The organism is Bradyrhizobium sp. WYCCWR15520 (assembly GCF_056174665.1).
The window spans coordinates 18,412-44,698 of sequence record NZ_JBWBWM010000051.1; the positions used below are offsets into that span (position 1 = coordinate 18,412).

The window sequence follows — 26,287 nt, forward strand, 5'->3', positions numbered from 1 at the left end:
GGTCAGGAGACCTCGGAGAGGCCAATCAGGCTCTCGATTTCTCTTCGATACCCTTGCACAGTGATGCAAAAAGGTAAACGGAGAAGACTCATTCTATCAAATCTGGCAATTGATGCCTACCGCGCTACTCACCCTTGTCTTACCTTAATGCCCTGACAGGCCGGACACTGAGGTTTCTTCAAGGTTCGAGCGGAGCTCTTGCGAGACGAGGGCGCCCGCTGTGAGACCCACGGCTAAACTTGCAAAAGCGCCGATTATCGATTTCTGAGATAGGGTCAATTCCCAGCCGGGTGTCAATCGTTTGGGAACTATTCCATAATCCACAATTGCGGCAACTACCGCCATTACCGATGCATTGCGCATTAGTTCGATGTTGGACCGCGGTGGATGAGACGCCAGCCAAGCCTCAAATGGTAGCGCCCAGAACACCGCGGATGCATGGTGAGTTGCCAAACCTGTTCCCGTGTGCGGCATGTCCATTTCCTCCACACTGCCGGCATTCTCACCGTGCAACCAGTGGCTAGTGGAGTTTGTAGGTTGCACGGCGCGCTTGCCTTCCGCTTTCGACATCGCAGCGAGCGCCGCCGTTGAAACTATGCTGGCCACCGTGCCCGTGACCAGGGTCGAAACCAACAGCTGTGATATTTTATGCATTTTAGGCCTCCAATCTATCCGGTAGCCTAACCGCTCCTTGCGACCTAATGTTCCACGATCGTCACTATGCTTGAACTGGTGCTCGCCAAGTGAATTGCCGCGGGCTGCCGTTCTGGCTCAGTTATAGGAACGTTTGCTCAGACGGCGATCTGTGGATCCGTGTTGCACGAGGAGGTCCGAAATGGGGGCCGACGAGGTCCTGCGAGCGATGCTGATGTATTTCATTATGCCGCTTTGGCTCGCCGCCGGCTTTGCCGATTATCTCTGTCATCGCGCGGCTCACATCGAAAAGACGAGCGGTTGGACAGAGTGTGTTGGCCGCGCTTTTCTTGGAAATCACATCAGGTGTGATCCTGCTTATGATCGCATTTTTGATACTTCATAAGCGACTGCCATCTGGGACGTTCGCTACGCCTCAACAGCTCGCGAGATTGCACCGGTCGAGCAACATGTCCATAGCGTACTTGAGATACTCCCGCTGACAGGGTTGCTACTGGTCATTGCACTTCACTGGACCGCCTTCATGGCATTGTTCGGCTTTGGCGAGGCCAAGTTCACGTTCACGCTGAAACAACAACCGCTCCCAGCGACTTACGTTGTCACTATGCTGATCTTGACGGCTCTGTTCCAAATCATCCCCTACTTGGAGGAGTTGATTCGAGGTCTGCGTAACCGGAGCCGGCAATCACCGGGTCCTCATTGTTGGCGGCACGGGATTCATCGGGTCTGCGATCAACGCACGACTTTCCGCTGAAGGGCACGAATGCGTAACGGCGGCCCGGCACACAACCGCGCAGAGCGGTGCGGGGCACGTACAGATCGACCTCGCCCAGATCAATGCCGACAACTGGAAGGCAATGGTCAAGAGCTTTGACGTCGTGATCAATGTAGCGGGGCGCTTCACGGGCAGAACATGCACGGCGTACATGTCTCGGGAAGCGATGCGCTTTACGCGGCCGGGCGGGCATCCGACGGGTCATCCATTTTTCTGCCATCGGCACTGACCGCGATACGCCAAGCGTTTTCTCGCGCACCAAGCGGGAAGGCGAAGCGGTTCTGACCTGCCGCGATCTCAATTGGGTCATTCTGCGTCCCTCTGTCGTGATCGGACGGACAGCTTACGGGGGAAGCGCCCTGTTGCAAGGCCTCGCATCGTTGCCATTTCTTCGAGTTATGCCAGATACCGCCGCTATCTAGCCAGTGCATCTTGATGATGTAGTCGAAACCGTCGTATTCTTCTTGAGACCGGACGCGCCTTCGCACCTCGCGCTTGATTTAGCTGGGCCGGAGGAGATGACTTTTAGTCAAGCTGGCGGACCGTGGTGCTCGCCGACTTCATTTTTGCTGCAACGGCCGTTGTGCTTCAGCCAATAACAGGGGTTTGGCTGGCGTGGTCTAGCGGCTACTCACTCGCAGATGGATGGATAGCCGCTTCCATCGTGCTCTATGTCATCACTAGGGCTTTTTGGTCACCGGTCGTCTGGATGCAAATGCGCATGCGGGATCTCGCAGTCCTGGCAGTTGAAACGAACTCGCCTCTATCAGACGCCTACTCACGCCTTTTCTGGTGGTGGTTTGCCTTCGGATTTCCCGCATTCGGTGCGGTATTGCTCATCTTCTGGCTGATGATCGCCCGTCCGGCTATTCCATACTGGGACTAGACCTTCTGCAGAATGACAGGTCGCGACCTCACTACGACAGGCTTGCCGCTAACACAACGCATTCTCAAACGATGTGAAACGCGCTACCACATTAGGAACCGGGCTCAATAGCCTTTGTTTATTTTTCATGTCCGTTGGGCAACAGCGCAAGATCTATCAAAGCGAAAATGGCGATAGCTGGTGGCTCTGTCGCGACGAGAATGGTGTCTTCGTTCTTCATGAAGCCAATGTTCCTGTTGGGGCAACCGCAACAAGGATTGAGCTCCCAAGGTTTCTCCAAAGTGGGAATGCGCCGGAAAACGAGTTAATCCTAAAAGCCCCGCTTCAATCCCGTACTCAGCTTCCGGCTCCAATCGAGTCGCCGTCGACGCTTCTTCCGCGGCTCCTTCACGATCGGTCGGCGTTCTTCTGAACCGTCATCAAAGGTCTTTAGGAGAATGCGCTCGTCCCCTTGGTCAATGATCTCAATCGCAGTGCGTTTACTTACCATTCTCAGGAACTTAAGAGAGAGAACGCGGTTCCTCGCATGTGCGTAGTGTGACCAAGGGGACTTACTCTTTTCCGGGCTGGGTCTCGTTCGGTAGGTCTAGGCCACAGCAGTCGGGCTTGGCGGGTGGGCAGTTCCGCGGATGGTGATCGTGCAGATAGATAGCGAGGTTATGGCGTAGCACCTCATCCCCTCCCACGGCATCTTCGAACAAGCGCTCCTGGAGGTCGCGCGGGAGGTCAGACCAAAGCTTAAGCGCGGCCCGACCCACCAAATGTTCAAAACGTAACACAAGCTCGGTCATGGCAATTCTTCGCTATCGATGAAACCAGCGTGCAGCAGTAAAGGGGCAATGCCGGCCTGACCGTGAAGTTTCATGCTTATCATATGGGATCGCAGAGGAGCTAACGACCAGCCGCACGAACGATTCAGTAAAGGGACGATCGATTGACGCGGGAGAAGGCGCGGAAACGTTGTCCGGTAGGCTATTGCGCTAAAGGGGCGGCTATTCGAGGTCTGACCGCCCCGCTTGCCGTGGTGGCTCGGCGCATCGTCCGTCTTTCGTCCCTCAATCAAATCGCGAGCAACCATTTTGATTCAGCTGGAAACTATCGCTTGTCTCGGGCGTACCCTCCTCAAGGCACAGGAGTCGGTCATGAGCGATCCGCTTAACCTCCCGAAACAAACGTGACGAAGCGCAAACATTGCCGCCAAGAGCCGCATGATGCGCGGCTGAGCTATCTGGCCAGCCGCTCCGCATTCGCGCAAACGATTTTGTTGTAATAGGCGACAACCTGATCGCAGCTGCCGCCCTGGAGTAAGATGTTGCCAGCTTTCGCGGCAGCATCCATCTTTTCAGTTACCATCAAGAGCATTTCGTCAGGGGTGCCATTGCCCGCAGCAATCTGGTGAAGCCGCATATCCATCACCTGCAGCGCGTCAAGCGTAAGCGCAATCGAAGAATACCATATAAGCATCGCAAAACTCCGGGCATTAAAAAAGGCCGCCCCGATAGGGGCGGCCCGTTTGCTTTTCTCAAGCCTCTTCAATCGAGCTTTGCTCGATGGCGTCTGGCATCTTCGCGACCGACATCAGGCTCCGTGCGATCTGGTTCAGGAGCTGGTCAGCGTTCTCTTCCTCCGCCAGCGACTTCGAGAGCAGGGCGACGACGGCACTGTGCCGAAGTTGCTGCGCGAGATTTTTTGCGGTTGTGTAGCCGGAGATCTCGTAGTGCTCGACCCTCTGCGCCGCGCCGATGAGGGCGAGATCCGCGAGGGCATCTTCCTTTTCTTCGCCCTCGTCCATGACTTCCTGGCCTTCCTCGACAAGGCCCATCATTCCCTTGCAGGGCTTCGCCCGAGCGGTTTCCCCGAGCAGCGAGAAGCATTCGTTGAGCCGCTCGATCTGGCCTTCGGTCTCAATCAGATGTTCCTCGAAACATTCGCGCAGCCGGTCGAACCTCGCGGCTTTGGCCATCTTGGGAAGTGCCTTCGTAAGCTGCTTCTCCGCGTGCAGGATGTCCCGCAGCTCGTCCAGCAGGAGATCATTGATGCCTTCGGGCGCCGTCGGCGGGGAGCTTTCCGTCTTGATCGGCGCTTCGGCGTCGGCGCTAGGCGCAGACAGAGCCGGGGATTCGACGAATTCCCAATCGGCACCCTCATTCCACGGTCCCCGCGTATCGATCTCGCCTTCGTCGCCCGACCCAGTCGAGTCGTTGAAGAACTGGTTCACAAGGCCGGGGGTAGGCGCAATCCTGCCGATGGAGAAGGCCGGCTTCTTCATGCTCTCCAGCGCAGCAGCGAACGCCTTCATGTGGGTGATCTCGCGCGTCATCAGGAACTGAAGCGCGTCTTTGGTTCCCGCATCGTCGCAGAAATTGATCAGCCGCTCGTACACGATCTTCGCGCGGGCTTCGGCCGCAATATTGCTGCGCAGGTCGACATCGAGCTCGCCCGTGATCTTGAGATAATCGGCAGTCCAGGGATTGCCTTGCGAGTTAAAAAGATTGACGCCACCGCCGCCGGCAATCGCGATGAGCGGATCGGCCTCTGCCTTCTCGCGATCAAACTTGGTCGGCTTGAGGTGGAGGCGGGCCAGGCAGCCGACGACTTCGAGATGGCTGAGCTCTTCGGTACCGATATCCATCAGCAGGTCTTTGCGATCGGGATCTTCGCAATTGAGGCCCTGGATCGAATATTGCATCGCGGCCGCAAGCTCGCCGTTCGCGCCTCCGAACTGCTCAAGCAACATATTGCCGAAATGGGGATCTGGTTCGTCGACGCGCACGGTGTACATAAGCTTTTTGACGTGATGATACATGGCGACCTCTGGGAGATACTGGAATGGCTCTAACCAATTGCCCCGAACCGGTCCGGTTCCTATTTCGCCGGTCGCATCCGCTTTTTGCCCTTTGCTAGCAGCCCATGCAGAGCTTTGGCATTTCGGGTCGCGTGGGCGTCGTAATAATTGTTGAAGTAGATCCAGGCACGCTTTGCCCCGCTGGCGGTGATCCGCTCGGCCCACACGGCGAGTTCCTGACTGGAATAATCATGCCTGTACCAGCGAACGGGGCCATGCAGCCGCACATAGACCTCGTCCGCGGTCTTGACGAGCTCGTCAGGAAGCCGGGGGCCGCTGCAGGAGCAGAAGATGATCCCGGCTTTCCGGAATGCGCGGTAGACGTCCTCGTTCCACCAACTTTTGTGCCGGAATTCCACGGCGTTGCGCCGCGCCGGGTCGAGCTCGCCCACGATCGAATTCAGGCGCGCTTTGGTGTAGCGGAAGCTCGGCGGGAGCTGGAAAAGGAAGCATCCCATTCGGTCGCCGAGGATGTCGGCGATCATCCCGAAATCCCGAATGAGGTTTTTGGTGCCCTTGAACTGTTTAATATGCGTAATGAGCTCGCAAACCTTGACCGTGTAAACGAAATCCTTTTTGCCCGGCTGGCGGCGCCACGCCTGCACGCCGGCCACCGTCGGCCATGAGTAAAATGAGGCGTTGATCTCGACGGTATCGAAGACGCCTGAGTAATGCCCAAACCATTCCGGCTGAGGGACCGCGGCGTAAAACGAGTCCCGCCACTTCCAGTAGCGCCACCCGGAGCAGCCGACATAGACGGCCTTTTTGAGGTACGGCGGCACTTTTGGCCCGACGGCTTCCATTTTCAGCCGCGCCTTATGCATCTTCGCGGCGCGAAGGACGTTGTTCTCGCGCTGCTTCTCCAGGCGCAGCGCGCGCCGCTCCCGGCGCTGCTCGGGCGTCAGATCTATCGTAGCAGTGGCTGAAAGGGCGCGCGGCATGAGTTCTTCCAGGATAAATAACAAATCAACCGGCATAAAAAGTTCCCAAAACGTTGGTGGCTCCGATGAATGAGGGGGTTGGGTATGAAAGTTGATGTTCTGATCGTCGGCGGCGGGCCCGCAGGGTTAAGCGCGGCCCTCGTCCTGGGAAGGTGTTGCAGGCAGGTTCTCGTCTGCGATGACAATCAGCAGCGCAACCGCGCCTCGCACGCCATCCATGGCCTGCTCGGGCGTGAAGGAATGATTCCGACGGAATTCTTGGAAGAAGCAAGACGCGATCTCGCCCGGTATGAGACTGTTGCGCTTAAGGTGGCAAGGGTTACCGATATCAGACCGGTAGAGGAGGGCTTCTCTTTCGTCTGCTCGGACGGCAGCGCCGGGTCGGCCTCAAGAGTTCTTCTTGCAACGGGCCTCGTGGACGAACTTCCCGAGCTTGCAGGGTGGACGGACTTTACGGCATGTCCGTCCATCACTGTCTATACTGCGATGGCTTCGAATATGTCGGTAAGAGGGCGGCGGCCTACGGCAAGGGTGACAAGGGGGCGGACCTTGCCATCATGATGAAGCACTGGACGCCGGATGTTGTCGCGTTGAGCGATGGCACGGACGTGAGCGCACAGGCCATGCTGAAGCTGGCTCAGTACGGCATAAAGCTGCGGCGCGAACCCGTCCGGTCGCTGGAAGGGGCGGATGGGCAATTAAAAAACATCAGGTTCGAAGCCGGACCGGACCTTGAGCGGGAAGGACTCTTCTTCTCGACAGGATGCCACCAAGGCGCGGATTTACCTCAGCGTCTTGGCTGCAGACGTAATGAAACGGGCGGCGTCGTCATCGACCCTGTCACGGAAGAAACAAGCGTTCCCGGCGTGTACGTCGCGGGAGACGTCTCGCGCGACGTTCTGCTTGTCGCGGTCGCCATCGGGGAGGGCGCAAAAGCCGCGGTCGCCATCAATAAAGCTTTCCTGAGACGCGATGGATTCTGCGATTAGATTCACCTCTATCGGCTTGCCTTGCGCAACTCGGTCTGAAGCCGCTCTTTCAGCTCCTGCCACCGTTCTTCCTCGGCTTCCGCCCGGCGCTGTACGGCGGCGAGATCATTTTCGATCTCGGCGGCCTTTTCCTCATGGCCGCGCTTTGCCTTTTCAAGCGCTGCTTCCGCTTTTTCCCTTGCAGCCTCGCGCTTCGCACGGGCCTTGGCCGCCTCTGCCTCTTCCTTTTCGCGCTGCTTTTGGCGTTTCTGTTGCTCTTTTTCGAACGCTACGGCAGCACGGCGCTCTGCCATCTCGTCGGTCTTTCGCAATTTGGGAGCTTTTGCCTTCGGCTTTGCATCCCTCTTAGGTCGCGGCAGATCGAGCGACGCTGCGGTCGGCAGGTCCGCATCCTCGCGGAAGGGATCGCTCGAACCAACAGGACGCTTCAGGACGATGCCAGGCTTTGCCATGGCCGCGGCGATGATGTCATCGTCGTCCGCCTCTTTCGCAAAACCCTGATGAAAGAGGTTGCTGCTCGCCCCCCAGGCTTCGAGCGCCGCCTTCATTGAAGGCGCGGCGAGGGCGAGGTCGTAAAAGCCCTGCGATGTCTGGTAGACCTTGAGTTTGCGCGGCATGGGAAGCCAATGTACCGCAAAAGCCCTCGGTTCCGCCAGCCGGGCGGCCAGACCTAGCTCATTTCCTTCTCGGCTCGGGGAAGCCAGCGCCAGACCCCGAGCACGTTGATGGCAAGCAGAATGACGTTCTGAATGACGAGCGAGGCTTTACCCTCAAGCCAGCCATCCACTGTCCAGGCGATTGCAGCGACGATGAAGAGCGCAAATCCACCCACCATGACCCGGGCATTCCAATTGGCTGCGACGAGCGCTGCGGCAATGATTGTGGTCGCGGCGGCGAAGGTCCTCAGCATCATCATCGGGTCCATCATTATTCCTTGATTTTTCAGAGCCGCATTATTTGATGGCCGCGGATCACGAGTTCTTCCTGTGATAGTTCGTTCTCCAGTCTCTTCCGCAGCGAGCGCCAGTAATCCTGCGCTGAGATCGTCGGCCATGACTTCGATGACGGCGATTGTATCGCGCTCCGTATCGCCACCGTCCCGCCAAAGCCCTGGCCGGGGGCTCGGACGAAACTCGTCACGCCGCCGAACTTAACGGTAAGCCCTTCAGGAAGGCCTCGAATCATTCCTGCGAAACCGCCGCGCCTTTTCTGGTCGTTTTGGGCAGTAAAATCTGTACGAGATACGAGCCGCCGCTCATGACGCCCACGCCGCGCGGGCGCGGCCGCTCCAGCTCTCCAGGAGGGTTTTGGTGGTTACGCATTCCACCTGCTCGCCAAAGCGGTTCATGTAGACATTCATCATGGCGTCGTGGGTTTCGTCGGCCGAGCTGCAGAGCGCGTCCGTCACGAGAATGGCGCGGAAGCCCCAGTCGATGGCGCCAAGCATTGTTGCGAGCACGCAGACATCGGTTTCTCCGCCGGTGATCACGATCGTATCGATGCCCGCGCCTTTCAGCTGCAGGTGCAGATCGGTGCCGGTCCTGCGAATAGACATGCTTGTCAAAGGTCCGCGCAGGCGGGACGAATCGCAAGGTCTGGCACAACGTCCACTACCTCTGGATCACCCCGCTCGATCGTATGGATGCCCAGCGCTCATAATAGCGAGCCCACATGCCGACCCCGTCTCCGGGCTTCCGGGCAGGAATAAAGCGGGTAAAGATCGTTCTCTCGGGATGTTCTGAGGCTATCCCTGCGATGTTCGGCAGGACGCGGGCCAGCCACGGCATCTTCCAATCTGTGCATTCAGCAAACATGCGCTGCATGTCCACGCAGATATGGACTGCGCTCTCTCCCGGCGCTCCGTAGCGAAGCTGATCGTCCTTGGCCATGGCCCTATCCTTAAAAGCCAGCTCCAACGAAGCGGGACTGGACTTGGTTCCTGTCCGAAAAGGGTTGCGGCCTGCAACCCGGCTAACCTTGCGGCAATGAGGAGGGGATAGGCGTTCAAGGGAGGCGTGGCGCCGAGCAACGAGCTCGCTCTTGACGGCCAGGGGTGCGGCCCCTTGCGCGAGGGATTGGCCGAGACGAGAGACTGGCGCCGCAGCCCGGCGCCGAGGAGCCCGGCCGCAGCGGGCGGCGGCTCGCCTGAGGAACTTCGAGCCTTCGCAATGAGTTGGAATAATCCGAGAATTTTAGTCAGGGAGAGGAGAGTGAAAAAGCAGACAACAAAAAAGGTGCTTCCAGAAAATCGCGCCCCCAGGCGCGAGAAGATCGCGCCGCGCGGTGACAGGCGCTACATCCGGCGCGATGCGAGGGGCAGGATCAAGGAAGGCGACGACGTCGGCCGCTCGCTGTCTCAGGATCGGAAGCGCAAGACGAAGGCAGGGCAGGGCGACCGCGGCGACCGTAAACCCGCGAAATCTTCCGCACGGAAAAAGACGAGTGGCTGGCAGTAACGCAACGCTCGATCTTTTCGGAGAAAGGCGCCTTCCGGAAGGCATGAAGTACAAGGAGAACTTTCTCAGCGGCTCTGAAGAGCAGGCGCTCCTGCGTGACGTCCAGACTCTTCCATTCAGGGAGTTCGAATTTCACGGCTTTACTGGCAAGCGGCGCACCGTGTCTTTTGGCTGGCGGTATGACTTCAACGGTGGCTGCCTCACAAGAACGGAAGACATGCCGGCGTTTCTCACGAGCCTTCGCGAGCGAGCGGAAACATTTGCAGGCGTCGCAGCTAGCAGCTTTCAGCAAGTGCTGGTGACGGAATACGCGGCCCGGGGCCGCGATCGGCTGGCATAAGGTTGGCGATGTCGTTGGCATAGCCCAGGTGACGTTCTATAAGCGTCGCGGCCATAGCCCCAAGGTGCCAGCATACCAACCAGCGATGCTAGCGAGCAGAAACGTCAGGCTGTTGTAAGCGACGTCGCTAGCGGACTGAGCTGCTCTCTATCTCTCGACTCGCGATCGTCCATGAAGGCGCGCGCGGAAAATGGATAACTCCCTTAGGCGCCCCGCCATACAGCTTGTTGCTTATGCCTGTTGCAACTTTATCTGGGTGTCCCTGTTGAGGGAGGATGAGACATTCGAGCAACCAAGCGTCCAGCTCTTCTCCGCTCCCCGGAGCTGACCTCGATGCGATAGAGCCCATAGAAACAACGGAACAGCTCCGGATTGCAATAGATCAAGGCCACGGAAAGGTCGACGCAACCGATCCGGCGGCGGCTCCTCTTGGAACTGACGACGAAGCCGGTGGAACTCCCAATACCGCAGCCCAGGTCATGCTAGCGGCTGCTCATGAGATCCGCCCGAACGATAAGAGACAGCGGAGTACGGGGCTCGGTCATGCTGGTGGTTCATTGGCTTTTCCGCGGTCATGGGCGTGTCTATCGTCGCTTTCGCGTTTTGGATGACTTGAATTAAAGGAGACGGTAGGGGCGAATTGAGAAGCGCGGTGGCGCGTATGCCCGGTCAACAAGGTTGGGAGTCCGCTGCCCCCAGCAGGTCCGACAGGCGGGAGCATGGGATATAAAGAGGTTTTGAGGTCTAGCAATTGGAGCGAGTAGGCGCTCTCGCAAACCTGGCGGCTGACTTTCAAGGGACGATTTTGAACGATCCTGATGAAATGACTGAGCAGCAGGGGCATAAACGCCTTGCAAATTTCATTCGTCAAAACGAAGCCGGCATTGTGAAAGAATGGATAGCTTTCGCGCGAACACGCTCGCCGGCTAGCGATAAGATGTCCAAGTTGGCTCTAGAAGATCATATCGTTGATATCCTTGGATTTGTCGCAGACGACCTCGAGTCTGCACAAACCCCGCGCGAACAATTTGACAAATCGCGCGGCAGAGGCCCAAGAGACGGACCGTATTCTGAAAGTGCGGCAGAGATTCATGCCGCTCTTCGCCTTGCTGATGGTTTTGACATCGAACAGATGGTTTCAGAATACAGGGCGCTTCGAGCGAGTGTCGTCAAGCAATGGCTGGCGAGCCATCAGGGCCTGGCCAGTACTGATATTGAGGATCTGACGCGATTCAACGAAGCGATTGATCAGGCTGTAACCGAGTCAGTAGCTCGCTATACAGAAACGATTAATAACTCCCGCAATTTGTTTCTGGGGGTTCTGGGCCACGACCTCCGCAATCCCATCGGTGCAGTTTCCATGGGAGCGCAGTGGATCGAACGATCCGGAACAACGAGTACAAAGCAGGCGAAGGTGGTTGCGGAGATCAGGGCGGCGGCGGGTCGGGCGACACAGATTCTGAACGATTTGCTGGATCTCACGCGCTCGTCTTTCGGTACTGAAATTCCCCTGGTGAAAACCAAAACGGACATAGCTTCGCTCTGTCAGCAGATCGCGGACGAGCTTCGTGCCATAAACCCAGATCGTCGCTTTGAGGTCACGCATGAAGGCGATCCTAACGGGTCATGTGACTCCGCACGCCTGGGGCAGGTGTTGTCCAACCTGATGGGCAACGCCATCCAGTATGGCGATGTATCCAGCCCAATCACGGTAAGGATTGTCGGACAGGATGCCGAGACTATTATTATAACGGTTCACAACTTAGGCTTACCAATCCCATCCGATGCACAAAAGGTGATCTTCCAGTCTTGGATGCGCGGACAGGACGTTAACAATCCGCCGGAGCTTAGTACCCACCTGGGTCTGGGCCTTTATATTGCAAGGCTTATCGTCGAAGCCCATGGCGGCGATATTTCGGTCACCTCGAACGAGCAAGCAGGGACGACCTTCTCCCTTCGGCTCCCGCGCAGTTGACGAGGCCATGCTCCAGAAGCGTCGCCGCCATCGCGGTTCGGGTACGGTTTCAAGAACCAGTTGGTATATGACCGGATGCCAACGTGTCTCAACGTGAGAGCCGAACCATTACACCTGTGCAGCCTCAAGATTGATTTGACGGCCCCATTACCAAGTCTGCTAGGCCAACCTATCTGAGAAGCTGTTAATGGATGCGATTGCGTTTGCGAGGTCCTGTTCGAAGAAGGGCTTTGCAAGGCGGGGGATGGCCTGAGCGGGTCCCTCCGGCAATTCCGCGTAGCCAGTTGCAATGATGATCGGAAGGTCGGGCCAATCCCGACGGACCGCTTCCGCAAGTTCGGAGCCGGTCATGCCTGGCATCGCCTGATCGGTGATGAGGAGATCGATGTCGCCCCTCTCTCTGATGACGGTTAAGGCTTCTGCTGCATTACATGCCGAAAAGACGGTGTGACCGAGCTCTTCCAACATCGCCAGTGTATTGAAGGCTACGAGGGGATCGTCGTCGGCGCTGACGATCCTGAGAGCACGCCCTACGGATGAAGCAGGACGAGTAATGTCCTTTTTTTCTGCCTCCTCCTCGGTAGGTGCTACCGGCAGGCAGAGCTCAGCTGTTGTTCCTTCTCCGGATTTGCTCTTGAGGTACAACTTGCCGCCGGTTTGCTCGGTCATGCCGAGCACCATCGGCAAGCCAAGCCCCGTACCCTTTCCAACGCCCATTGTCGTGTAGAAGGGCTCGGTCGCGCGGCGCAATGTTTGTTCGTCCATGCCGATCCCGGTGTCTTTCACGGCGAGGCAAACGTAGCGACCCGGCTTAAGTCCAGGCTCGTTTTGGACATTCCGTTCCCGCGCGAAAGAAGGACGGAGCCACCTTTCGGCATCGCATCCCTCGCGTTCATCAAAAGATTGAGAATGGCGAGCTCGAGCTGGTTAGCGTCAGCCAGCACTCTCGGCAAGCCCAGCGAGAAGTGGGTTTCTATCTGGACCGCTGCGCCCAGAGAGCTTTGCAGCAGCTCCGTCATGCCGTTGATAAGTTCGGTGACGTTGACAGTCTGGAGCTTGAGTTCCTGGCGCCTGGCAAACGCAAGCATACGCTGCGTGAGGGCCGCGCCGCGCTGTGCGCCCTGCAGGGCGTTGTCGAGCAATTGCTGAATCTGCTTGTCGCCGGCGGGCAGGCGACGTTTCAACAGCTCCAGGCTGCCCTGGATCGCCATCAGAAGATTATTGAAATCGTGGGCGACGCCGCCCGTCAGATGACCGATCGCTTCTATCTTCTGCGAGTGAACCAATGCTTCCCGCGTACGTTCAAGGGCCTCTTCCGCTCTCTTGCGCTCGGTGATGTCACGAGTGATCGTGGCGAAACCTATGAGCACGCCCTCACCATCGCGGATCGCGTCGATGACGACGTTCGCCCAGAAAGTCGTGCCATCCTTACGAACGCGCACGCCTTCTTTTTCGAATCTCCCGTCCTGTTGCAAGCGCTATGCCAGGCAGCCCGGCATTCCGATCCTCTTCGGTATAGAAAACCGAGAAATGCTGGCCTATGATCTCGTCCGGCTGGTAACCCTTGATCCGTTCCGCGCCCGCATTCCAGCTCGGGACCAGTCCTTCAAGGCTGAGAAGATAGATCGCATAATCGGTCACGCCCTGCACCAAAAGTCGGAACTGTTCCTGGCTCCGGCGCAATTCGGCCTCGGCCGCTCGCCGCTCTGTCAGGTCGCGCGTAACCTTGGCAAAGCCAACCAGATTGCCGTCGCTGTCACGAATAGGGTCGATGATTACACAGGCCCAGAACCGGCTGCCGTCCTTGCGGACCCTCCAGCCTTCGCTCTCGAATTTGCCTTCGCGTTCCGCTGTCTCCAGCGCCCGCCGCGGCAGCTCCCTCGTGCGGTCCTCCTCGGTGTAGAACCGCGAGAAGTGCTCGCCGATGATTTCGGATTCGTCGTAGCCCTTAAAGCGCCGCGCTCCTGAATTCCAGCTCGTGACAACGCCTGAGACGTCCAGCATGTAGATGGCGTAGTCCGTCACCGCCTCCGCCAACATGCGGTAACGACCTTCGGCGGATTGCGCCGCCTTAAATCTTTCAGCCCGCTCCAAAAGGTTTGCTGGGGGTGTCAGTGTGTTCTCCTAACTGGGTTATACGCGGCGTGAGGCTGAAAGTTCCTCGACGAAGTCATCGTAGTGACGACGGAGGGTCGCCGCTCCAGAGTGAACACCGGGCGGGCGGCTGTCCTGGCCGTAATCTTTGATCTGGCCGTTGGTGGATTTCCTGTTTGTCAGATGAGGCGATCTGCGATCCGGTGGCGAGGCTCTAGCCGCCGTAGGTTCGAGAAACAGCGCATCGTTGAAGACCTTGCACCGAGGGTGCCGAAAAGGAAAGCGACGCACAATCTTCCAAGACAGCCCCATCTTAGCGTCGCTACCGGCTTAGGGTGTCGCAACCTACGAGCCTCCGCATCGTCCGATCATTCGAGAGGGGGCCCAGTAGTATTGGCCCACAGAAGAGGGCCGCGAACGCGAAGGCATGGTAAGGTTAGTTGCTGCTACCCTTGGCACTTGTTAATTCCGGGACGGCTTTGCGGTATCTACATCCAAAAGTTGCCGAAGTTCTTCCTCTGCCTGAAAATAAAATTCCTCGTCCCGCCCTTGTGGCCGCCCTGCGGCCTCCCAGAGTTCGTAGGCTCGTAAAGCTACGTTGGGCAGTGCGAAACTGGGCTTAAGTTTGTTCGACATCTAAGTGCAAGAGCTGTGAGACGGTTGATAGTAAATGTGCGGGCGCAAACGGCTTCTTCAGCAAGATGCTATTGGGCACGCCATGGATCGCCCAGTCGTCGCCAGATCCACCCGTGATGTAGATAACTGGCAGTGACGCGTCGAATGCTCGGGCACGCCGAGCAATCGACCACCCCTCAACCCTGCCTATTCCAAGGGAGATATCTACAATCACCATGCGATACTTGTTGGCAATCAACAACGCAGCCGCCTCTTCCCCCGACGAGGCCACTCTTGAAATGAACCCCCCTTCGCCGAGGGCTTCCCCGACAACAGTCTGAACCGATGCATCATCATCGACAATTAGAACACTGAGCTCTTCCATTTGGCGGCCTCTTCAGAGAACGCTACGCGTCAACGTCAAATCCGTTCCTACCTTCCGCACACTTGCTACCCAGTTCCGAGTCGAGGCGATCTCTATCGGTCCTTCTAATCGCCGGTCGATGAGAACTCCCTCTCCACGCGCGAACCCTTCAGCAGGTCTGGGTAGGGTGCTGCCAATGGCGCCTTTGGCCCCTGACAATATCAAGCACGCAGTTACAGTCTGTCCCCATGTGAGCGGACGCCGCGTCCAAGGGGGCATTCTCGGAGCGCGGCGCCAAGACCGGTTGCGGACTAGTGGAACGTTCACCGGTCTCGTAGCTGATTTATGCGAGCGTAGCGGCGTTTGAGATCGCGGCCGTGATCATTTCTCACTGACGGCCCTTTTATCGTCAGCCTAAGTTATTTCTTGAGAAGCACGCCAGCGGTCCGCCCCATTCGCCTCACCGAGCCGGCATACCTTCCAAGTTCAGCTGCGATCTTGGATGCGCTGGCGCCTTGTCTTGCCAATCTGGAAAGCTTTTGCGGCAGCGGTCCACTCCTTAGGTTTTCGCGTCCTCATTGCCGGCACCCTCGATTCGGGCGCTCAAACTAACAAATGTTGGTCTGCAGCAATATATCCGATCGTGTGTGATCCTCATCCCCCTGGGGAGAATACATAGTTGCTAGTGAGCCCGGTCTCACCAGCAATATGACGCTTAAAGAGGTCCGACAGAACTACCCGCGCGCGGCGCCGGGCTTCTCAAGAAGAACTACGCGGATTGTTTTTGACGTTGAAAATCGACCGCGGGTTGCGCACGAGATTGCGGACGCGGGCAAACCGGAGGCGGGCTTGGCGGCGGGAGGCCGTATTTGGCCGCGCGTTCGGACACGAGCTTACGATAGGCGGCCGCCTGCATCTCTAAATGATGTCGGAGCTCTAGATTCGTTTCTTCGGCGGCCAACCGTTCGAAGGTGAGCGCGTGCTCCAGGTATTCGGTCAACAGCTTCATCGGCATGTCCTCCGATTTCTCCGCCAACGCGCCTAAGTTGCCCGCGGTTCCTAGCTGTTTCAGAAGGAAGAGAGGCTCCGCGCTAGTTCATTTAAAGGATTATCAAAGGCTGACTAACGTTTGTTGGGGACCTGTCGATCTGACATAGCGTAGCATCTAGTCACCATCGAGCGGCCCATGGCATCTATCGGTGATGAGAACGCCTGAATAGCGCTCCCGCCTTTCTCCATTAGGAAAGGATCAGCGGATGCAGAAGCGTCGCCGATTCAAACAGACATCGACACTGCGAGAACGCCTGCTTGCAGATACCCAGCACCTGCGCGAACAAGCTGGAATGCTTCCTCAGGGTCAGATACGCGATCACGTCATGCGTCGCATAAGGCAGAATGAAGCTGCCGCCGACCTCTGCGAGATGCTCGATGCGCCGCGCTTGGCCTATCCTGCCTAGTGGAACGCTTTCGGGGCGGTGGTGATTATTGTGCATGACCGACACCGAACTTTTTCAGCAGTCTTTCTACATTGCATGGAGCGTCCTTGAGAGGACAGGCGAACTTGGCGACCCCACCGACACCACACGATTCTTGGGGGAGCGTATCGCTGGCATGATGAGACGCGGCGAACGACGTCGGTTGCTGCTTTCAAATCTTGCAATAGACGAATACAGGCGGCGCCCGATCCGGCTTGTGCAATGATCAATCCTGATTGCAAACTCTGTCTTGGGATCGGCTGGGTGTGCGAGAACCATCCCAACCGGGCATGGACCGAAGAACTGGGCTGTCAATGCGGAGCGGGTATGCAGTGCCGATGTGTTCGCGCTAATGGCCTAGAGGAGCCGGACATAAGTCAGGTTAACGAACCAACGGCAGCACGACATTAACGCCCGACAGCCCGCTGACGAACTTAACTTTTGTTGTGTTGCAAGCAATCAACTACGCGCGGGCAACATCCTTCGGTGGCTTGGTTCCCTGTGTACTTCACTGCCGAGATGACCCACCCTTTGCTTGAAGGCAAGTAGGTAGGGCAAATGAATCCCTGTGACCGATGGCCGTCGCAGTGGACTGGCTCGATGCGTACCGCGACGCTTCCGTCGATCAGATTGTCGCAATGTACAGTCCAGATGGAGTGGTCGAGTGCGCCTGTGAAGGCCGGAAGATCATCCAAGGTCGGCGAAGTTTATGGGCCTATTGGCAACATCGTTGCATTGAAAGACCCGCGCTTGAACTGGTCAATTTGCAGATGGACGGGGGAGCCGTGGTGGTGCCCTACCGGATCAGCAGCGGGATCGTTCATGCGCTGCTGGACATTGCGGAGGATGGGCTGATCACCCGGTGTCGGTGTGGTCCATTTGAGCAGTGCGATAAATGGGGGCGTTCGATGCAAGACACGCTATCTCAGTTGGAGAAGCTGCGCAGCGATGCAGCAGAATGCGAGATGATCCGAGACCTCGCGACCGATCCCAAGAAGCGCGAACTATTTGACCGACTGGCGGCGCACTTGTCTGTGTTGGCCTCTGAGGTCGAAAAGGCAATGCTAGCGGACGACAATAGTAGTCAGATGCCATAGGCCGCATAGGTCGTCAGGCTTGCAAACTGTTTCATATTTCCGGTGTTGTGCGTGCCCTATCTGGAGGAGGCAAAGAAGACGTTTCCAAGCAGCCGGATTGCCATGGATTTCGACCAGATCGTGATGTAACCGCTCGCTGCGGAGTACGTGCATGGCGAAGAAGCTAAGACCTACGAGGACATCATTAGGCTTCTCGCCTAGGCGATAGCGGCGCTTCCATGAAGCTGGCTTTGAAAGCCAAGCCCCACGCTCTAGCCGGAAAGTCCGACTGCATTGTGCTAAGTGAAGGGCGCGATGTGCGGCGATTTCTCAGCATTTGCTGTCATCAGCCGCCAGGATCTTGTCTTTCCGCGCGTTGGCCGTCAGCGGCGCGCGCCTTACGCACCTTTGTAGACTGGATAACGTCGGAGCTCGCGCAGACGGATAACAAGTTGGTCTAACTAAATGTCCCGCCTTTGCGCTGTGGCGACCGGATGCAAGCGGGGTGATCCAAGACAAAGGAGAATGTTCCGCGTGACCGATAAATTCAGCGGCAGGGATACTACGGCCGGCGGCTACTACAATGATGGTCCCAGCGTTCGGTGTTAGCCGCGGCGTTGGCGTCGGAGTGGGAGTTGGCCCTCGCCGGTAACAAAGCTCGAAAGGCGATGAGACCGCAGAGGAATCTGCGGCCTTTTTTCATGCGTCGCTGTGTTGACGTCGCCCCTCACGCAGCTACCGTCGTCGACTTTTCCTGCGTGGAGCTTTCCTGACGCTGGTCCTTTACTGCCGCCGCTTCGATGCAGAGCTTGAGCGCATCACCCAGGCTTGATGCAACGAGGTCGGCCTTGGCGCCTTCGCGCAACAACTCCAACGCAGCCGGCTCAGCCTCCTTGAGCCAACAGCCCAGGATAATGGTTGCCCTTGGTAACTTCCGCCTCAGGCGCCGTACGGCGTAGCGCATGTGGGCGGGTCCACTGGCATCGAGATAGACCAGGCAGACGATCGCAACGCCCGACGTATCCAGGCGGAAGACATTGGTGGTGGAGAGCGCTTCCGCAGCTTCTACCCGTGCCGGCAGTCCGTGCGCCGTCGAGAGCTGAGCCAGCATGATTGCCGCCGCCTCGTCGATGAGGCTGCGTCCGGCCACGCAGAGCACGGGATGTTCACCTTGCCATTCCGGCGGCAGGGTTTCCTTGCTGAGAACCGGCAAGTGTTCACTGACCGCATTCTCGGCCACGCTTTCCACCGCAGACGATGCTTCCGCATCGGTGGTCGCGCTTTCTTTCGCCGGCGGCCGGTCGTCCTGATCGGACAGGTCGCCGGCAAATTCGCTTACCGCGTCTCGAATCTTGATGAGACGTTCCCGGTCAAGCGCACCGCGCTCGGCATCGGCTTGCGCCAATTGCAGACCCTTCAAGGCAACCTCGTCATAGTACGAGGCCAGAGACCGTTCTTTGAGAAACTCCTCGGCCTTTTCGGCAGCTTCCGTCGGGTCGCCCGCCAGCATCCGCTGATAAAATATTTCGGGGGGAGACAGTGCCGGCCGGTCCCCGAACATGATGTCAAGGAATTCCAGACGCTCGACATGACGGCCGAGCACAACAAGGCACACCGTGAGAGGCGTCGCGAGAACTAGCCCGATCGGCCCCCATAGTGCGGTCCAGAAGGTCGCCGACGCGACCACCGCGACGGGAGAAAGCCCGGTGCTGTGGCCGTAGACCATTGGCTCGACGACGTGGCCGACCAGCGGCTCCACGACAAGAAATAGTGCTGCTGTCCAGAGCAACATCGACCAGCCGGGATCGACGGCTACCGCCAGGGCCAGCGGAAATGCTGCCGCGATGACGGCGCCGATGTAGGGAACGAAGCGAAGCGCTGCCGCCAGGATGCCCCAAAGGATCGCGCTTGGAATCCCGATGATCCACAAGCCCGTGCCGATCACTACGCCGAATGCACCGTTCAGGAGAAGTTGGGTCAGGAACAGCCGGCTGAGCCGGCTTGCCGCGTCGTCGAGCGCCGCTGTCGTACGCTGCAGGTCGGATGAGCCCGCCAGCCGAATGAGACGGTTACGAAGATCTTCGCGTTGAAGCAGAATGAAGATCACGAAAATAACGATGATGCCGGTCGTCGCGAGGGGATGAACCAGCGGGGAGATCAAGGTCCGTAAGCTTTCCAGAGCGCCGGGATCGGGTTGGCGTACTTCCACCGGAACCGGCGCCACTGGCCCGGGGACGCCGGGAGCGAGGACGGTACCTGGCGCACGCGCAGATGGCGCGTCCTTTGGCTTATCAAGTTCCTTGCTGAGATCTTTCAGCATGTCGGAGGCGCGCTCCAGCGTGCCCCGGCCGGCTCGCGTGTCTCGGAAGGACTGGATCTTTTCGCTAATGGTCGACTGGTAGCGGGGGAGGTCGCCCGCGAGTTGCGTCAGTTGCGTGGCAAGAAGGCTGCCCATCGCGAAGATCAGCCCGAAGGCGAGTATGGCCACGCTGACGACGGCCAATCCGCGGGGGACACTGATCCGCTGCAATAATCCAACCAGCGGCGCCAGTACGAAGCTGAGAAGAATAGCCAGCGCGACCGGCACGAAAATATCCCGGCCGAAATAGAGCATCGAGATGATGATGACGGCCAGAATCGCAGTCGCGACCGCGCTAAGCAGCGCCATAAGCTCTTCAGTAGTGCGCGGCTTAAATGGCTGTCTGGCTAGAGGCATCTGCTTTCCATAGCGGGGACGCCCGCATAGAAAAGCCGCTCGGGCATTACTCCGCGCGGCTCTTATAGACGGCTGCCGTTTCCGGTTCCGCCGCTACCTACCAATAGATCAGCCGCGCAAAGGTTTCTGGCTGGGAGAAATAAAACCGCTGTAGCCGAGCCTTTCAAAGATACGCCTGCGACCCTGAAAAAGTCGGCCCGTTCGCGATATGCCCTCTTCGCCGCTTATGGCGTGGTCCAGGTCCATCCGTCAGAAAGATCAAATCCCCGAATTCGCAATGGTTCATCCGGCAGGCTTTCGTTCGGACGGATTGGCTGTGTGGGCTCATGTAGCTAAGCGAACAACTCCGCACCCGCCGGCGTGAATGTCACGAAGGTTCCAGACTCGTGCAGTACCAGCCAGCCGCGTTCGATCGCGAGTTTGAGACCCGCGCCATACTCGGCCGGGCTACCGCGATGATGGAATAGGAACGGCTCGTTGATTTTTTCGATGTGGATGCGGCCCTGAATCGGCTCGACCGAGTTGGCACTCGATGATCCGGCGCGGCCTTTTCCGGGTCAGCGTAGGGGCGGGCGGTGGCGTATTTCATGCCGCGGCCTCGTCTTCCTTGTCGGCGCCCCGGGCGACGATCCGGATTGCATCGTCGGGCAGGGGCCGCTGCAACACCTTGGCTTCGTCCCATGGCGCGCATCCAAACGTCACGCTCCTCGTCTGTGGTCAGGATGACCGGCATGGCCTTCGGGTGGCTCGGCTCGACCACGGCGTTCGATGACGTGGTGAGAAAGCCGTAGACGTTATGCGGACCGGGGATCGGCTTCGATTTCGTCCCGCGATCGCCCTTGAACTCGGTCCAGCGGTATCAGTGCAAACCGCGGCGCCGTTCGGGGACAACCCTGGCGCTATCACGGTCGGCTTTTATTCGGTGCATGACGACGTGGTGGTAACGCACGACGAGGCCTGAATACCGACAGGGAAGCGCCAGCACTTGGGGGCAGGGGAGGATCCCCGCGGCGTGGCGTATCGACTGACGCGGGAGTCCTGGCAGGCGAAAGCGCCGGACTTCAATCGTGCGCTTAACTATCAACCGTTGGGAATTGCCTGACATTATTAGGACGTAGATCGTGTTTCGACATTTTGGACGCATCTTCGGCAAGCTGGTGATACAGTCGGCGGAGTCACGAAGCGTGACAAGCTTCTTGCCCCTGGGCATACGATATCGGATCCTCGAACTTGCGCTGCCAGTCAGCCTTTGTATCGGGCTTGTTCTGAATCAACTGCGCGACCTAAAATACAAGGTCGTCTCGTGGCCGTTGCGCAGAACTTGCTTGCGTTCGATTAAACCATCCCGAGCCATCAGCCTCAAAGTGTGCTTAATACTCGCCGGTGACCACATCTTCAGTTGCTTCCAAAGCAACAGGCCAGGTACCGCGTTTTCTTCGCCAATAGGAATGAGTTTGGCCAACTCGTCAGAAATAGACATGTGACAAAGCTCGATCAGTAAATGATGAACTAGGGCGAAAAATGCCCCTTGATAATCTATTGCTTCAGTCCATTTCGGACGCGGATCCACCCAGCCAACTGAGCCGCACCGTGTGCACTTCAAATGCGTGCAGATATCGTACCAGTTAGAACTCGGGAGTCAGAGTTAAACTAGCCAAAGGGTCAACTGACGCCGATCACGGTCCTCATGCCGTTCGACAAAATCAGAGATCGTAGAGGGAACGTCGCGCGTTTGCAGATCGCAGCGACGGCGCAATTCGTTAGCGTCGTCTTCGGAAACGTCTTCCGACCAACGTTCGGCGGTATTGAAGGCGACGACGCGGATTGGGTGGCTATATTGGCCGGTCAGCAGGTCTTGAATGACCGTTTCGAGGTCGGTGGCTTCGTAATCGGCTTCGCGCCAGGCGCGGCCTATTCGACCAAGATCATCCGCCACCAAATAGACCGTCTCATCGTTGTCGTTCGGGACTATCGACGGCGTCCAACTAGACCTACGCATTATGAACTCCACGCAATACGGACTCAAATTGGCCTGACCTGAATCGTTCCGGCGAGAAGAACAGGAACCCGACACATCATGACGCGTTGCCATTCGCAATGGGAGGTATTGCAGGATGGCAAAGGCAACGAAGAGATCAAGCCGCGGGCGCAAGCAGGACCGGGCGCGGGTCACTGGTGGGCAGCATTACGAGGTGAGTTTCACGGGTAACAAGATGAGGAAGAAGGCCATCAAGAAGGTCGGCACTAGCCCCAAGCGAGTCAAGCGTCGCCACGTTAGGAACGCGATCTAAATTTCTTGCTTTGATACGTCAGGCGGACCACCTGTCTTCTTCGCGCCTGGCTTCATCTTCGTTCAAGCGCTCTGCCACCTCGTCAGCAACGTCCGGACTCTCCGCATCGGCGATAGGAGTACCGTCCTGCTTCTTTATCTTCTCGCCTTCGGCATCAACGGGAAAATCTTCGGGTCGTAGCGGCTTCTTTGGATTCGATGTCATGTCTCCCTCCCGAAACAAAAAAGCCCAGACTGCTAAAAAACGGCCCTGGCGGGAGTTCTAATCACGCGAGAGCCGCGAGCGATCCCGAGTTTGCCGACTGCGAGACCGTTTGAGTTCGTGAGTGTGTGCCCCACTCTACGGAGGAACATCCCCCATAATCAACCTGCCCGACAATCGTTCCTGTCGCTGAGAAATCAACGGCAGAAATACCTGGAGACCATTTGGACCTCGCGAACAGCGGATCGCCGCGGTAAATGCGTGACAATGGTGTGCCAAGTCGTGGAAATCGAAGTGCTTAGCTTTTCAGCGATGTATGTAGCGGCGTCCAACCACTCGGCCGGGTCCTTGCGTCAATCGTTAGCCTTAAAATGTCGCGCCCCCGGCGCGCTTACATAGCCTAGCGAATTTACTAGAGCCGATTAATGGGCCCGCCGGTTTACGCTGGCCGCACCGCGAAGGGATGTGCCTTTGATCCCCATTGTCCCGAGGCAGGCGGCCCCAGTGCTTCCCCGTTGGGGCTGCTTCTCTGAGCGCGCAGCAACTCGCCGCTGAATGAAAAGGCCCCAGCTATCTCAACCGACAGCTGGGGCCGCCAACCCCGAGTTTTTCTTCCGGCAGGATTCTTCGGGGGACAAAAACGGAAGCTGGGAATAGACTCCGCTCATAGCCGCGGGTTCCTAATTTATTGCCGCTTTTTCCCGATAGTCTTAGTTAAAGACGCCGGTATGAAAACCGTATTCAGCGCCGTGGAACCGAACGTGAGCCAGCCCCATCGTGGGCCATTGATGTAGATCAAGCTCGAAGCGCTTGGGGAGGGATTTCAGTGGGTGTCGATCGGCGCCGAGCGTATTACGGCCACAGCAAGTCCCGCTGTGGCCGTTTGATTGCCCGCAAAATATCAAGGTCCGTCGGTTCACGCTGGCGGGCCTTTCGCAATGGGAACGTGTCATGCCTAGAGCGTGGCACTCCAGCTTGCCGTGATGCGAGCTTTATGTTCGACTGCCGGCGCGACCTTTTTCCAAGTTAAGGGAGAGCTGAGCATGAAGAAAATAATTCTTGTCGGTCTTGCGATCTTCGCTGTCTCCACTTCTGGCGCTTTGGCAGCCAAGAAAGCGACGAAGCCGAAGGCACCTGCCGCCGCCGCCGCCACGACCACGAACCCGGGTGGCGCAGCTCCGCCCGTGTTGGGCCAGGTAAGTGCCGCTGACCGCGCGCTATATGAGAAAAATCAACGCGAGTCCGGCATGAAGAAGAAGTAGAGGGACAAGCTGCTCCAGCGCTCGATTGCGCGCGCTGGATGGGCTAAGAAAGTAAGGCCGCCTCAGTTGGCGGCCTCGTTCATTCCAGAACCTCATACTCGAACGCAACGCCATCCGGGCCGTTCTCCGCGAACCACTTTTCCGCAGCGTCCGTAGTGGCGAAGATCTTCTTTCTCGCGCATGGCTTGCGCAGACTTTTATAGCGAACCGAGCACCTGCCAAATGGCGAGGACCAAGATCACCAGCATGGCATAGGCGGTCCTTCGGCCAATCCGGTTCACTTTAGTAGACCCGGCCATGCCGCCGATAACCCGCTTGCGCACCCCCGAAATATGGATTGATCACGCACTGTGCCGAGCGGCCCGATGCCGACGCGTTGCATTGAGGCAGCGACGTGTATCCGCATTCGTAATAGGTGGCCGGGCCATATACCCGCAGGCAAACCGGATAAGCCGGATCGTACATCTGGGCAGCCGCCGGCCCCATTGAGATTATCCCGATCGCCAAAATCGCCAAGACCAGAATGCGCATCAGAGCCTCCTTCAGCACTAGGCAACGCCTTCAGGATCGTTCTCCTCAAACCATTTTTCCGCGGCGCCTGTGGTGGCGAACACCTTGAGATGCTCGAGGTCGCCAACCTGCTTGCTCGTATTGACGTAGACAAAAACCGTCATAGCAAGATCATCCTGTAGCCTTGGGTCCTCAAACCGGGTGTACCAGGGCAATAGGTTGCTCAAGCAAGAGGTTTCTGGCGTGCCAATGAGGACACCCAGTCCGAAACGGCCCCGGCGCGGAAGCTGGGAGTGCGCCTGCCGGAGCCGTCCCCTTGCGCGCCCTAACGAGCGCAGAAACTACACTATCGGGGAAAACAAGAACGGGGCCGGCCCACTTTGTCATACCCCGAACTCTGGCGGGTTAATCCCTTCGACACATAAGCTTAGTGGAATTTGACGCCGATCAAGCGTTCGGTTCGCCATATCACAGTGCACCCGCACCTCAAGCGATCAGCAACGATCAGAAGGGTAAATTGCGCCGGGATGCCCAGTGCGCCGACCACCTCCAGCGACGCCCCAGTGGCGGACTGGTTACGAATTAGACAGGCGATCGTGCGCCCGTTGAACTCGATGCTTCCTGACTTCAAAGCGCTTCATTCCAACTCGGCATTACCTCGTCACGTTTTCACAATTCGAACGCATCGCTGAGCCTCCTGCTGGCCCATTGAGGCGAGGTATCTGCTGCATGACTGCGTCCAAATCAGCTCGAATAAGTATTGCATTTTGGCCATCCCCTGATCGTTGGAGACAAGGATAGCTCGCCCATTGTTTCAGGACGTTTTCCTCGCGCGAGAAAACGGTTTCGTCCCAAATAAAGACGCCGTCGGTCTCGAAATACATGCTGGAGCAATGTCTATGCGTGTCGGGCTTGCGCCCGCCATTGTTTCTGCTCTTCATTGCCATTTTTTCCCGGTAGAAAGATTTGCGCTTTCCGCATCATGGGCGCACTGTGACAGTCGTGGCGTAACCCTGCCCCGCGCCACGGCTGTCTCTTTTAAGAACGAGAGTGTGTGCAGGGCGGTCCAACGAAAGGGTTGGGCGGTCGGAGCTGGTGATGCGCGAACAGTTGAAATGGTACGGCGAGAAGGCCGATACTCGCCATGGATTCGCGCGCTTGCTGAACTTCGCCAGCGGGCCGCCCGTGAAGGCCACTGCTATCAACACGTTCAGGCGATCACCGTCGCGATCGACCAGTACGCAGAGAAGGCGCTGGGCAACCGCGATTACTTTCTCAACAAGCCTTACGGAGTTGGGTGAGGGCGATGGCTGACGTAACGGCCGACCTAAAGCGGAAGTCGCCCGTCCGCAACACTTTCAAAACAGATAGAAGGTCCCGATCAGCAGGCCCGCAGAAAAGGACCAAAGCCCCAGAGTGCAGGCCGACACGACGCGCGCGAGGTTGCGAACCTGCACCTCGAACTCCTCATCCGTTTTCTCATGGAAACTAGCTGCCATTGGCGCTATCCTGCCCCAGCAGGCGTTGGGTGGATATATGTACAAATCATGGTGAAGGTGGGGCATTTGCGCCCGGCCCCGAGGCCAGAGCCGTTCCCCATGTTCGCAATGGTCAGGGCCGCTTCAGTCAATGCTGCTCCGAGCTTGTTGACCTTGGCCGAGATCGAGGCGACCGCCACTACTTTCTCAACAAGCTCTACGGCGTCGGCTAGCGCGCCGTCGAAGGCGGCCTTATCCCGGCGGGCCTTACAATCCGAGCACCAGCAACTGGTAAGATTTCGTTAACCTTACGGGGGCAAGACTTTGCCTGCCGGGGCTGGGCG

27 protein-coding genes and 4 pseudogenes are annotated in these 26,287 nt (G+C 57.9%); 11 read left to right on the forward strand and 20 right to left on the reverse strand.

The window, feature by feature from the left end; translation table 11 throughout:
* Nucleotides 1-144: 144 nt before the first annotated feature.
* On the reverse strand, nt 145-654 hold the full coding sequence (locus tag AC0QUY_RS36945; protein ID WP_475390953.1) for a hypothetical protein: 510 nt from the start codon (nt 652-654) through the stop codon (nt 145-147).
* Between the two features lie 181 nt (nt 655-835).
* On the opposite strand from AC0QUY_RS36945, the gene AC0QUY_RS36950 reads away from it, so the two are divergent.
* The 3 genes and pseudogenes from AC0QUY_RS36950 to AC0QUY_RS36960 all read left to right on the forward strand — a co-directional run.
* A complete protein-coding gene (locus AC0QUY_RS36950) occupies nt 836-1,039 on the forward strand; it encodes a hypothetical protein (RefSeq protein WP_475390954.1) in 204 nt (67 codons plus the stop codon).
* Between the two features lie 346 nt (nt 1,040-1,385).
* On the forward strand, nt 1,386-1,658 hold the full coding sequence (locus AC0QUY_RS36955; RefSeq protein WP_475390996.1) for a hypothetical protein: 273 nt from the start codon (nt 1,386-1,388) through the stop codon (nt 1,656-1,658).
* Between the two features lie 309 nt (nt 1,659-1,967).
* A pseudogene (locus AC0QUY_RS36960) lies at nt 1,968-2,315 on the forward strand (DUF2269 family protein); the annotation flags it as partial.
* A 1,224-nt stretch (nt 2,316-3,539) separates the two neighbouring features.
* On the opposite strand, the gene AC0QUY_RS36965 reads toward AC0QUY_RS36960, so the two are convergent.
* Genes AC0QUY_RS36965 through AC0QUY_RS36975 form a run of 3 tightly spaced genes read right to left on the reverse strand, consistent with a single transcriptional unit; the run spans nt 3,540 to nt 6,101 of the window.
* A complete protein-coding gene (locus AC0QUY_RS36965) occupies nt 3,540-3,851 on the reverse strand; it encodes a hypothetical protein (protein ID WP_475390955.1) in 312 nt (103 codons plus the stop codon).
* Nucleotides 3,838-5,121, reverse strand: coding sequence for a DUF892 family protein (locus AC0QUY_RS36970; RefSeq protein ID WP_475390998.1), 1,284 nt, complete (start codon nt 5,119-5,121; stop codon nt 3,838-3,840). Before AC0QUY_RS36970 ends, AC0QUY_RS36965 begins: the two co-directional genes overlap by 14 nt.
* A 59-nt stretch (nt 5,122-5,180) precedes the next feature.
* Nucleotides 5,181-6,101 (reverse strand): DUF72 domain-containing protein, encoded by a 921-nt coding sequence (locus tag AC0QUY_RS36975; protein WP_475390957.1) that lies wholly within the window; start codon nt 6,099-6,101, stop codon nt 5,181-5,183.
* Nucleotides 6,102-6,185: 84 nt separating this feature from the next.
* Here AC0QUY_RS36975 and AC0QUY_RS36980 point away from each other — a divergent pair, with 84 nt between their 5' ends.
* Together AC0QUY_RS36980 and AC0QUY_RS36985 are read left to right on the forward strand one after the other, a co-directional pair.
* On the forward strand, nt 6,186-6,662 hold the full coding sequence (locus AC0QUY_RS36980) for an FAD-dependent oxidoreductase (RefSeq protein ID WP_475390959.1): 477 nt from the start codon (nt 6,186-6,188) through the stop codon (nt 6,660-6,662).
* On the forward strand, nt 6,560-7,090 hold the full coding sequence (locus AC0QUY_RS36985; RefSeq protein WP_475390960.1) for an NAD(P)/FAD-dependent oxidoreductase: 531 nt from the start codon (nt 6,560-6,562) through the stop codon (nt 7,088-7,090). Before AC0QUY_RS36980 ends, AC0QUY_RS36985 begins: the two co-directional genes overlap by 103 nt.
* A gap of 8 nt (nt 7,091-7,098) precedes the next feature.
* Here the strand turns inward: AC0QUY_RS36985 and AC0QUY_RS36990 are convergent, their stop codons facing one another.
* The 3 genes and pseudogenes from AC0QUY_RS36990 to AC0QUY_RS37000 all read right to left on the reverse strand — a co-directional run bounded on the left by AC0QUY_RS36990 (nt 7,099) and on the right by AC0QUY_RS37000 (nt 8,979).
* Nucleotides 7,099-7,638, reverse strand: a complete 540-nt coding sequence (locus AC0QUY_RS36990; protein WP_475390962.1) for a cell envelope biogenesis protein TolA — start codon at nt 7,636-7,638, stop codon at nt 7,099-7,101.
* Nucleotides 7,639-7,760: 122 nt separating this feature from the next.
* On the reverse strand, nt 7,761-8,144 hold the full coding sequence (locus AC0QUY_RS36995) for a hypothetical protein (protein WP_475390963.1): 384 nt from the start codon (nt 8,142-8,144) through the stop codon (nt 7,761-7,763).
* A 201-nt stretch (nt 8,145-8,345) separates the two neighbouring features.
* Nucleotides 8,346-8,979 (reverse strand): annotated as a pseudogene (locus AC0QUY_RS37000) (cysteine hydrolase family protein).
* 345 nt (nt 8,980-9,324) lie between these two features.
* Between AC0QUY_RS37000 and AC0QUY_RS37005 the strand changes: the two are divergent.
* From AC0QUY_RS37005 to AC0QUY_RS37015, 3 genes are all read left to right on the forward strand, one after another.
* Complete coding sequence (locus AC0QUY_RS37005; RefSeq protein ID WP_475390999.1) at nt 9,325-9,546, forward strand: hypothetical protein; 222 nt, start codon at nt 9,325-9,327, stop codon at nt 9,544-9,546.
* Complete coding sequence (locus AC0QUY_RS37010; RefSeq protein ID WP_475390965.1) at nt 9,533-9,886, forward strand: hypothetical protein; 354 nt, start codon at nt 9,533-9,535, stop codon at nt 9,884-9,886. Before AC0QUY_RS37005 ends, AC0QUY_RS37010 begins: the two co-directional genes overlap by 14 nt.
* A gap of 805 nt (nt 9,887-10,691) precedes the next feature.
* Nucleotides 10,692-11,861: an ATP-binding protein gene (locus AC0QUY_RS37015; protein ID WP_475390968.1), complete on the forward strand. Its 1,170-nt coding sequence runs from the start codon at nt 10,692-10,694 to the stop codon at nt 11,859-11,861.
* Nucleotides 11,862-12,020: 159 nt separating this feature from the next.
* Here AC0QUY_RS37015 and AC0QUY_RS37020 read toward each other — a convergent pair.
* The 5 genes and pseudogenes from AC0QUY_RS37020 to AC0QUY_RS37040 form a co-directional block, all read right to left on the reverse strand.
* Nucleotides 12,021-13,955 (reverse strand): annotated as a pseudogene (locus tag AC0QUY_RS37020) (hybrid sensor histidine kinase/response regulator).
* Nucleotides 13,956-14,417: 462 nt separating this feature from the next.
* Nucleotides 14,418-14,591, reverse strand: a complete 174-nt coding sequence (locus AC0QUY_RS37025; RefSeq protein ID WP_475390970.1) for a DUF2934 domain-containing protein — start codon at nt 14,589-14,591, stop codon at nt 14,418-14,420.
* Nucleotides 14,575-14,955 carry a response regulator gene (locus tag AC0QUY_RS37030; RefSeq protein ID WP_475390972.1) on the reverse strand — a complete coding sequence of 127 codons (381 nt, stop codon included), beginning with the start codon at nt 14,953-14,955 and terminating at the stop codon, nt 14,575-14,577. Before AC0QUY_RS37030 ends, AC0QUY_RS37025 begins: the two co-directional genes overlap by 17 nt.
* 748 nt (nt 14,956-15,703) lie before the next feature.
* Nucleotides 15,704-15,943: a hypothetical protein gene (locus AC0QUY_RS37035; RefSeq protein ID WP_475390974.1), complete on the reverse strand. Its 240-nt coding sequence runs from the start codon at nt 15,941-15,943 to the stop codon at nt 15,704-15,706.
* A gap of 229 nt (nt 15,944-16,172) precedes the next feature.
* Nucleotides 16,173-16,436 (reverse strand): hypothetical protein, encoded by a 264-nt coding sequence (locus AC0QUY_RS37040; RefSeq protein WP_161849329.1) that lies wholly within the window; start codon nt 16,434-16,436, stop codon nt 16,173-16,175.
* A gap of 881 nt (nt 16,437-17,317) precedes the next feature.
* Here AC0QUY_RS37040 and AC0QUY_RS37045 point away from each other — a divergent pair.
* A complete protein-coding gene (locus tag AC0QUY_RS37045; protein ID WP_475391001.1) occupies nt 17,318-17,506 on the forward strand; it encodes a hypothetical protein in 189 nt (62 codons plus the stop codon).
* A gap of 706 nt (nt 17,507-18,212) precedes the next feature.
* On the opposite strand, the gene AC0QUY_RS37050 is transcribed toward AC0QUY_RS37045, so the two are convergent.
* From AC0QUY_RS37050 to AC0QUY_RS37070, 5 genes and pseudogenes are all read right to left on the reverse strand, one after another.
* Entirely contained in the window at nt 18,213-20,153 is a 1,941-nt protein-coding gene (locus AC0QUY_RS37050; RefSeq protein WP_475390976.1) for an AI-2E family transporter, read from the reverse strand.
* A gap of 633 nt (nt 20,154-20,786) precedes the next feature.
* Nucleotides 20,787-21,054: pseudogene (locus tag AC0QUY_RS37055) on the reverse strand (SOS response-associated peptidase); the annotation flags it as partial.
* Nucleotides 21,055-21,471: 417 nt separating this feature from the next.
* Nucleotides 21,472-21,681, reverse strand: coding sequence for a hypothetical protein (locus tag AC0QUY_RS37060; RefSeq protein ID WP_475390978.1), 210 nt, complete (start codon nt 21,679-21,681; stop codon nt 21,472-21,474).
* Nucleotides 21,682-21,846: 165 nt separating this feature from the next.
* Nucleotides 21,847-22,137: a hypothetical protein gene (locus AC0QUY_RS37065; RefSeq protein ID WP_475390980.1), complete on the reverse strand. Its 291-nt coding sequence runs from the start codon at nt 22,135-22,137 to the stop codon at nt 21,847-21,849.
* 373 nt (nt 22,138-22,510) lie between these two features.
* Nucleotides 22,511-22,696: a hypothetical protein gene (locus tag AC0QUY_RS37070; protein WP_475390982.1), complete on the reverse strand. Its 186-nt coding sequence runs from the start codon at nt 22,694-22,696 to the stop codon at nt 22,511-22,513.
* Nucleotides 22,697-23,736: 1,040 nt separating this feature from the next.
* On the opposite strand from AC0QUY_RS37070, the gene AC0QUY_RS37075 reads away from it, so the two are divergent.
* Nucleotides 23,737-23,955, forward strand: a complete 219-nt coding sequence (locus AC0QUY_RS37075) for a hypothetical protein (protein WP_475390984.1) — start codon at nt 23,737-23,739, stop codon at nt 23,953-23,955.
* A 282-nt stretch (nt 23,956-24,237) separates the two neighbouring features.
* On the opposite strand, the gene AC0QUY_RS37080 is transcribed toward AC0QUY_RS37075, so the two are convergent.
* Together AC0QUY_RS37080 and AC0QUY_RS37085 are read right to left on the reverse strand one after the other, a co-directional pair.
* Complete coding sequence (locus tag AC0QUY_RS37080) at nt 24,238-24,486, reverse strand: DUF3551 domain-containing protein (RefSeq protein WP_161854610.1); 249 nt, start codon at nt 24,484-24,486, stop codon at nt 24,238-24,240.
* 17 nt (nt 24,487-24,503) lie between these two features.
* Complete coding sequence (locus AC0QUY_RS37085) at nt 24,504-24,629, reverse strand: hypothetical protein (RefSeq protein ID WP_475390986.1); 126 nt, start codon at nt 24,627-24,629, stop codon at nt 24,504-24,506.
* 645 nt (nt 24,630-25,274) lie between these two features.
* Between AC0QUY_RS37085 and AC0QUY_RS37090 the strand changes: the two genes are divergently transcribed.
* A complete protein-coding gene (locus AC0QUY_RS37090; protein WP_475390988.1) occupies nt 25,275-25,766 on the forward strand; it encodes a hypothetical protein in 492 nt (163 codons plus the stop codon).
* Nucleotides 25,767-25,823: 57 nt separating this feature from the next.
* Here AC0QUY_RS37090 and AC0QUY_RS37095 read toward each other — a convergent pair whose 3' ends face one another.
* A complete protein-coding gene (locus AC0QUY_RS37095) occupies nt 25,824-25,964 on the reverse strand; it encodes a hypothetical protein (RefSeq protein WP_475390990.1) in 141 nt (46 codons plus the stop codon).
* Nucleotides 25,965-26,287: the final 323 nt, after the last annotated feature.

Excerpts from the sequence above, each read along its gene's own strand:
- AC0QUY_RS37030 (WP_475390972.1), bottom strand. The coding sequence starts at position 14,955 with ATGGAAGAGCTCAGTGTTCTAATTGTCGATGATGATGCATCGGTTCAG.
- AC0QUY_RS37075 (WP_475390984.1), top strand. The coding sequence starts at position 23,737 with ATGAAGAAAATAATTCTTGTCGGTCTTGCGATCTTCGCTGTCTCCACT.
- AC0QUY_RS37050 (WP_475390976.1), bottom strand. The coding sequence starts at position 20,153 with ATGGCGCTGCTTAGCGCGGTCGCGACTGCGATTCTGGCCGTCATCATC.
- AC0QUY_RS37095 (WP_475390990.1), bottom strand. The coding sequence starts at position 25,964 with ATGGCAGCTAGTTTCCATGAGAAAACGGATGAGGAGTTCGAGGTGCAG.
- AC0QUY_RS36950 (WP_475390954.1), top strand. The coding sequence starts at position 836 with ATGGGGGCCGACGAGGTCCTGCGAGCGATGCTGATGTATTTCATTATG.
- AC0QUY_RS36990 (WP_475390962.1), bottom strand. The coding sequence starts at position 7,638 with ATGAAGGCGGCGCTCGAAGCCTGGGGGGCGAGCAGCAACCTCTTTCAT.
- AC0QUY_RS36995 (WP_475390963.1), bottom strand. The coding sequence starts at position 8,144 with ATGGCCGACGATCTCAGCGCAGGATTACTGGCGCTCGCTGCGGAAGAG.
- AC0QUY_RS36970 (WP_475390998.1), bottom strand. The coding sequence starts at position 5,121 with ATGTATCATCACGTCAAAAAGCTTATGTACACCGTGCGCGTCGACGAA.
- AC0QUY_RS36985 (WP_475390960.1), top strand. The coding sequence starts at position 6,560 with ATGTCCGTCCATCACTGTCTATACTGCGATGGCTTCGAATATGTCGGT.
- AC0QUY_RS37080 (WP_161854610.1), bottom strand. The coding sequence starts at position 24,486 with ATGCGCATTCTGGTCTTGGCGATTTTGGCGATCGGGATAATCTCAATG.
- AC0QUY_RS37070 (WP_475390982.1), bottom strand. The coding sequence starts at position 22,696 with ATGACATCGAATCCAAAGAAGCCGCTACGACCCGAAGATTTTCCCGTT.
- AC0QUY_RS37085 (WP_475390986.1), bottom strand. The coding sequence starts at position 24,629 with ATGACGGTTTTTGTCTACGTCAATACGAGCAAGCAGGTTGGCGACCTC.
- AC0QUY_RS36975 (WP_475390957.1), bottom strand. The coding sequence starts at position 6,101 with ATGCCGCGCGCCCTTTCAGCCACTGCTACGATAGATCTGACGCCCGAG.
- AC0QUY_RS36945 (WP_475390953.1), bottom strand. The coding sequence starts at position 654 with ATGCATAAAATATCACAGCTGTTGGTTTCGACCCTGGTCACGGGCACG.
- AC0QUY_RS37025 (WP_475390970.1), bottom strand. The coding sequence starts at position 14,591 with ATGTCGAACAAACTTAAGCCCAGTTTCGCACTGCCCAACGTAGCTTTA.
- AC0QUY_RS37045 (WP_475391001.1), top strand. The coding sequence starts at position 17,318 with ATGCAAGACACGCTATCTCAGTTGGAGAAGCTGCGCAGCGATGCAGCA.
- AC0QUY_RS36980 (WP_475390959.1), top strand. The coding sequence starts at position 6,186 with ATGAAAGTTGATGTTCTGATCGTCGGCGGCGGGCCCGCAGGGTTAAGC.
- AC0QUY_RS37060 (WP_475390978.1), bottom strand. The coding sequence starts at position 21,681 with ATGTCTATTTCTGACGAGTTGGCCAAACTCATTCCTATTGGCGAAGAA.
- AC0QUY_RS37035 (WP_475390974.1), bottom strand. The coding sequence starts at position 15,943 with ATGAAGCTGTTGACCGAATACCTGGAGCACGCGCTCACCTTCGAACGG.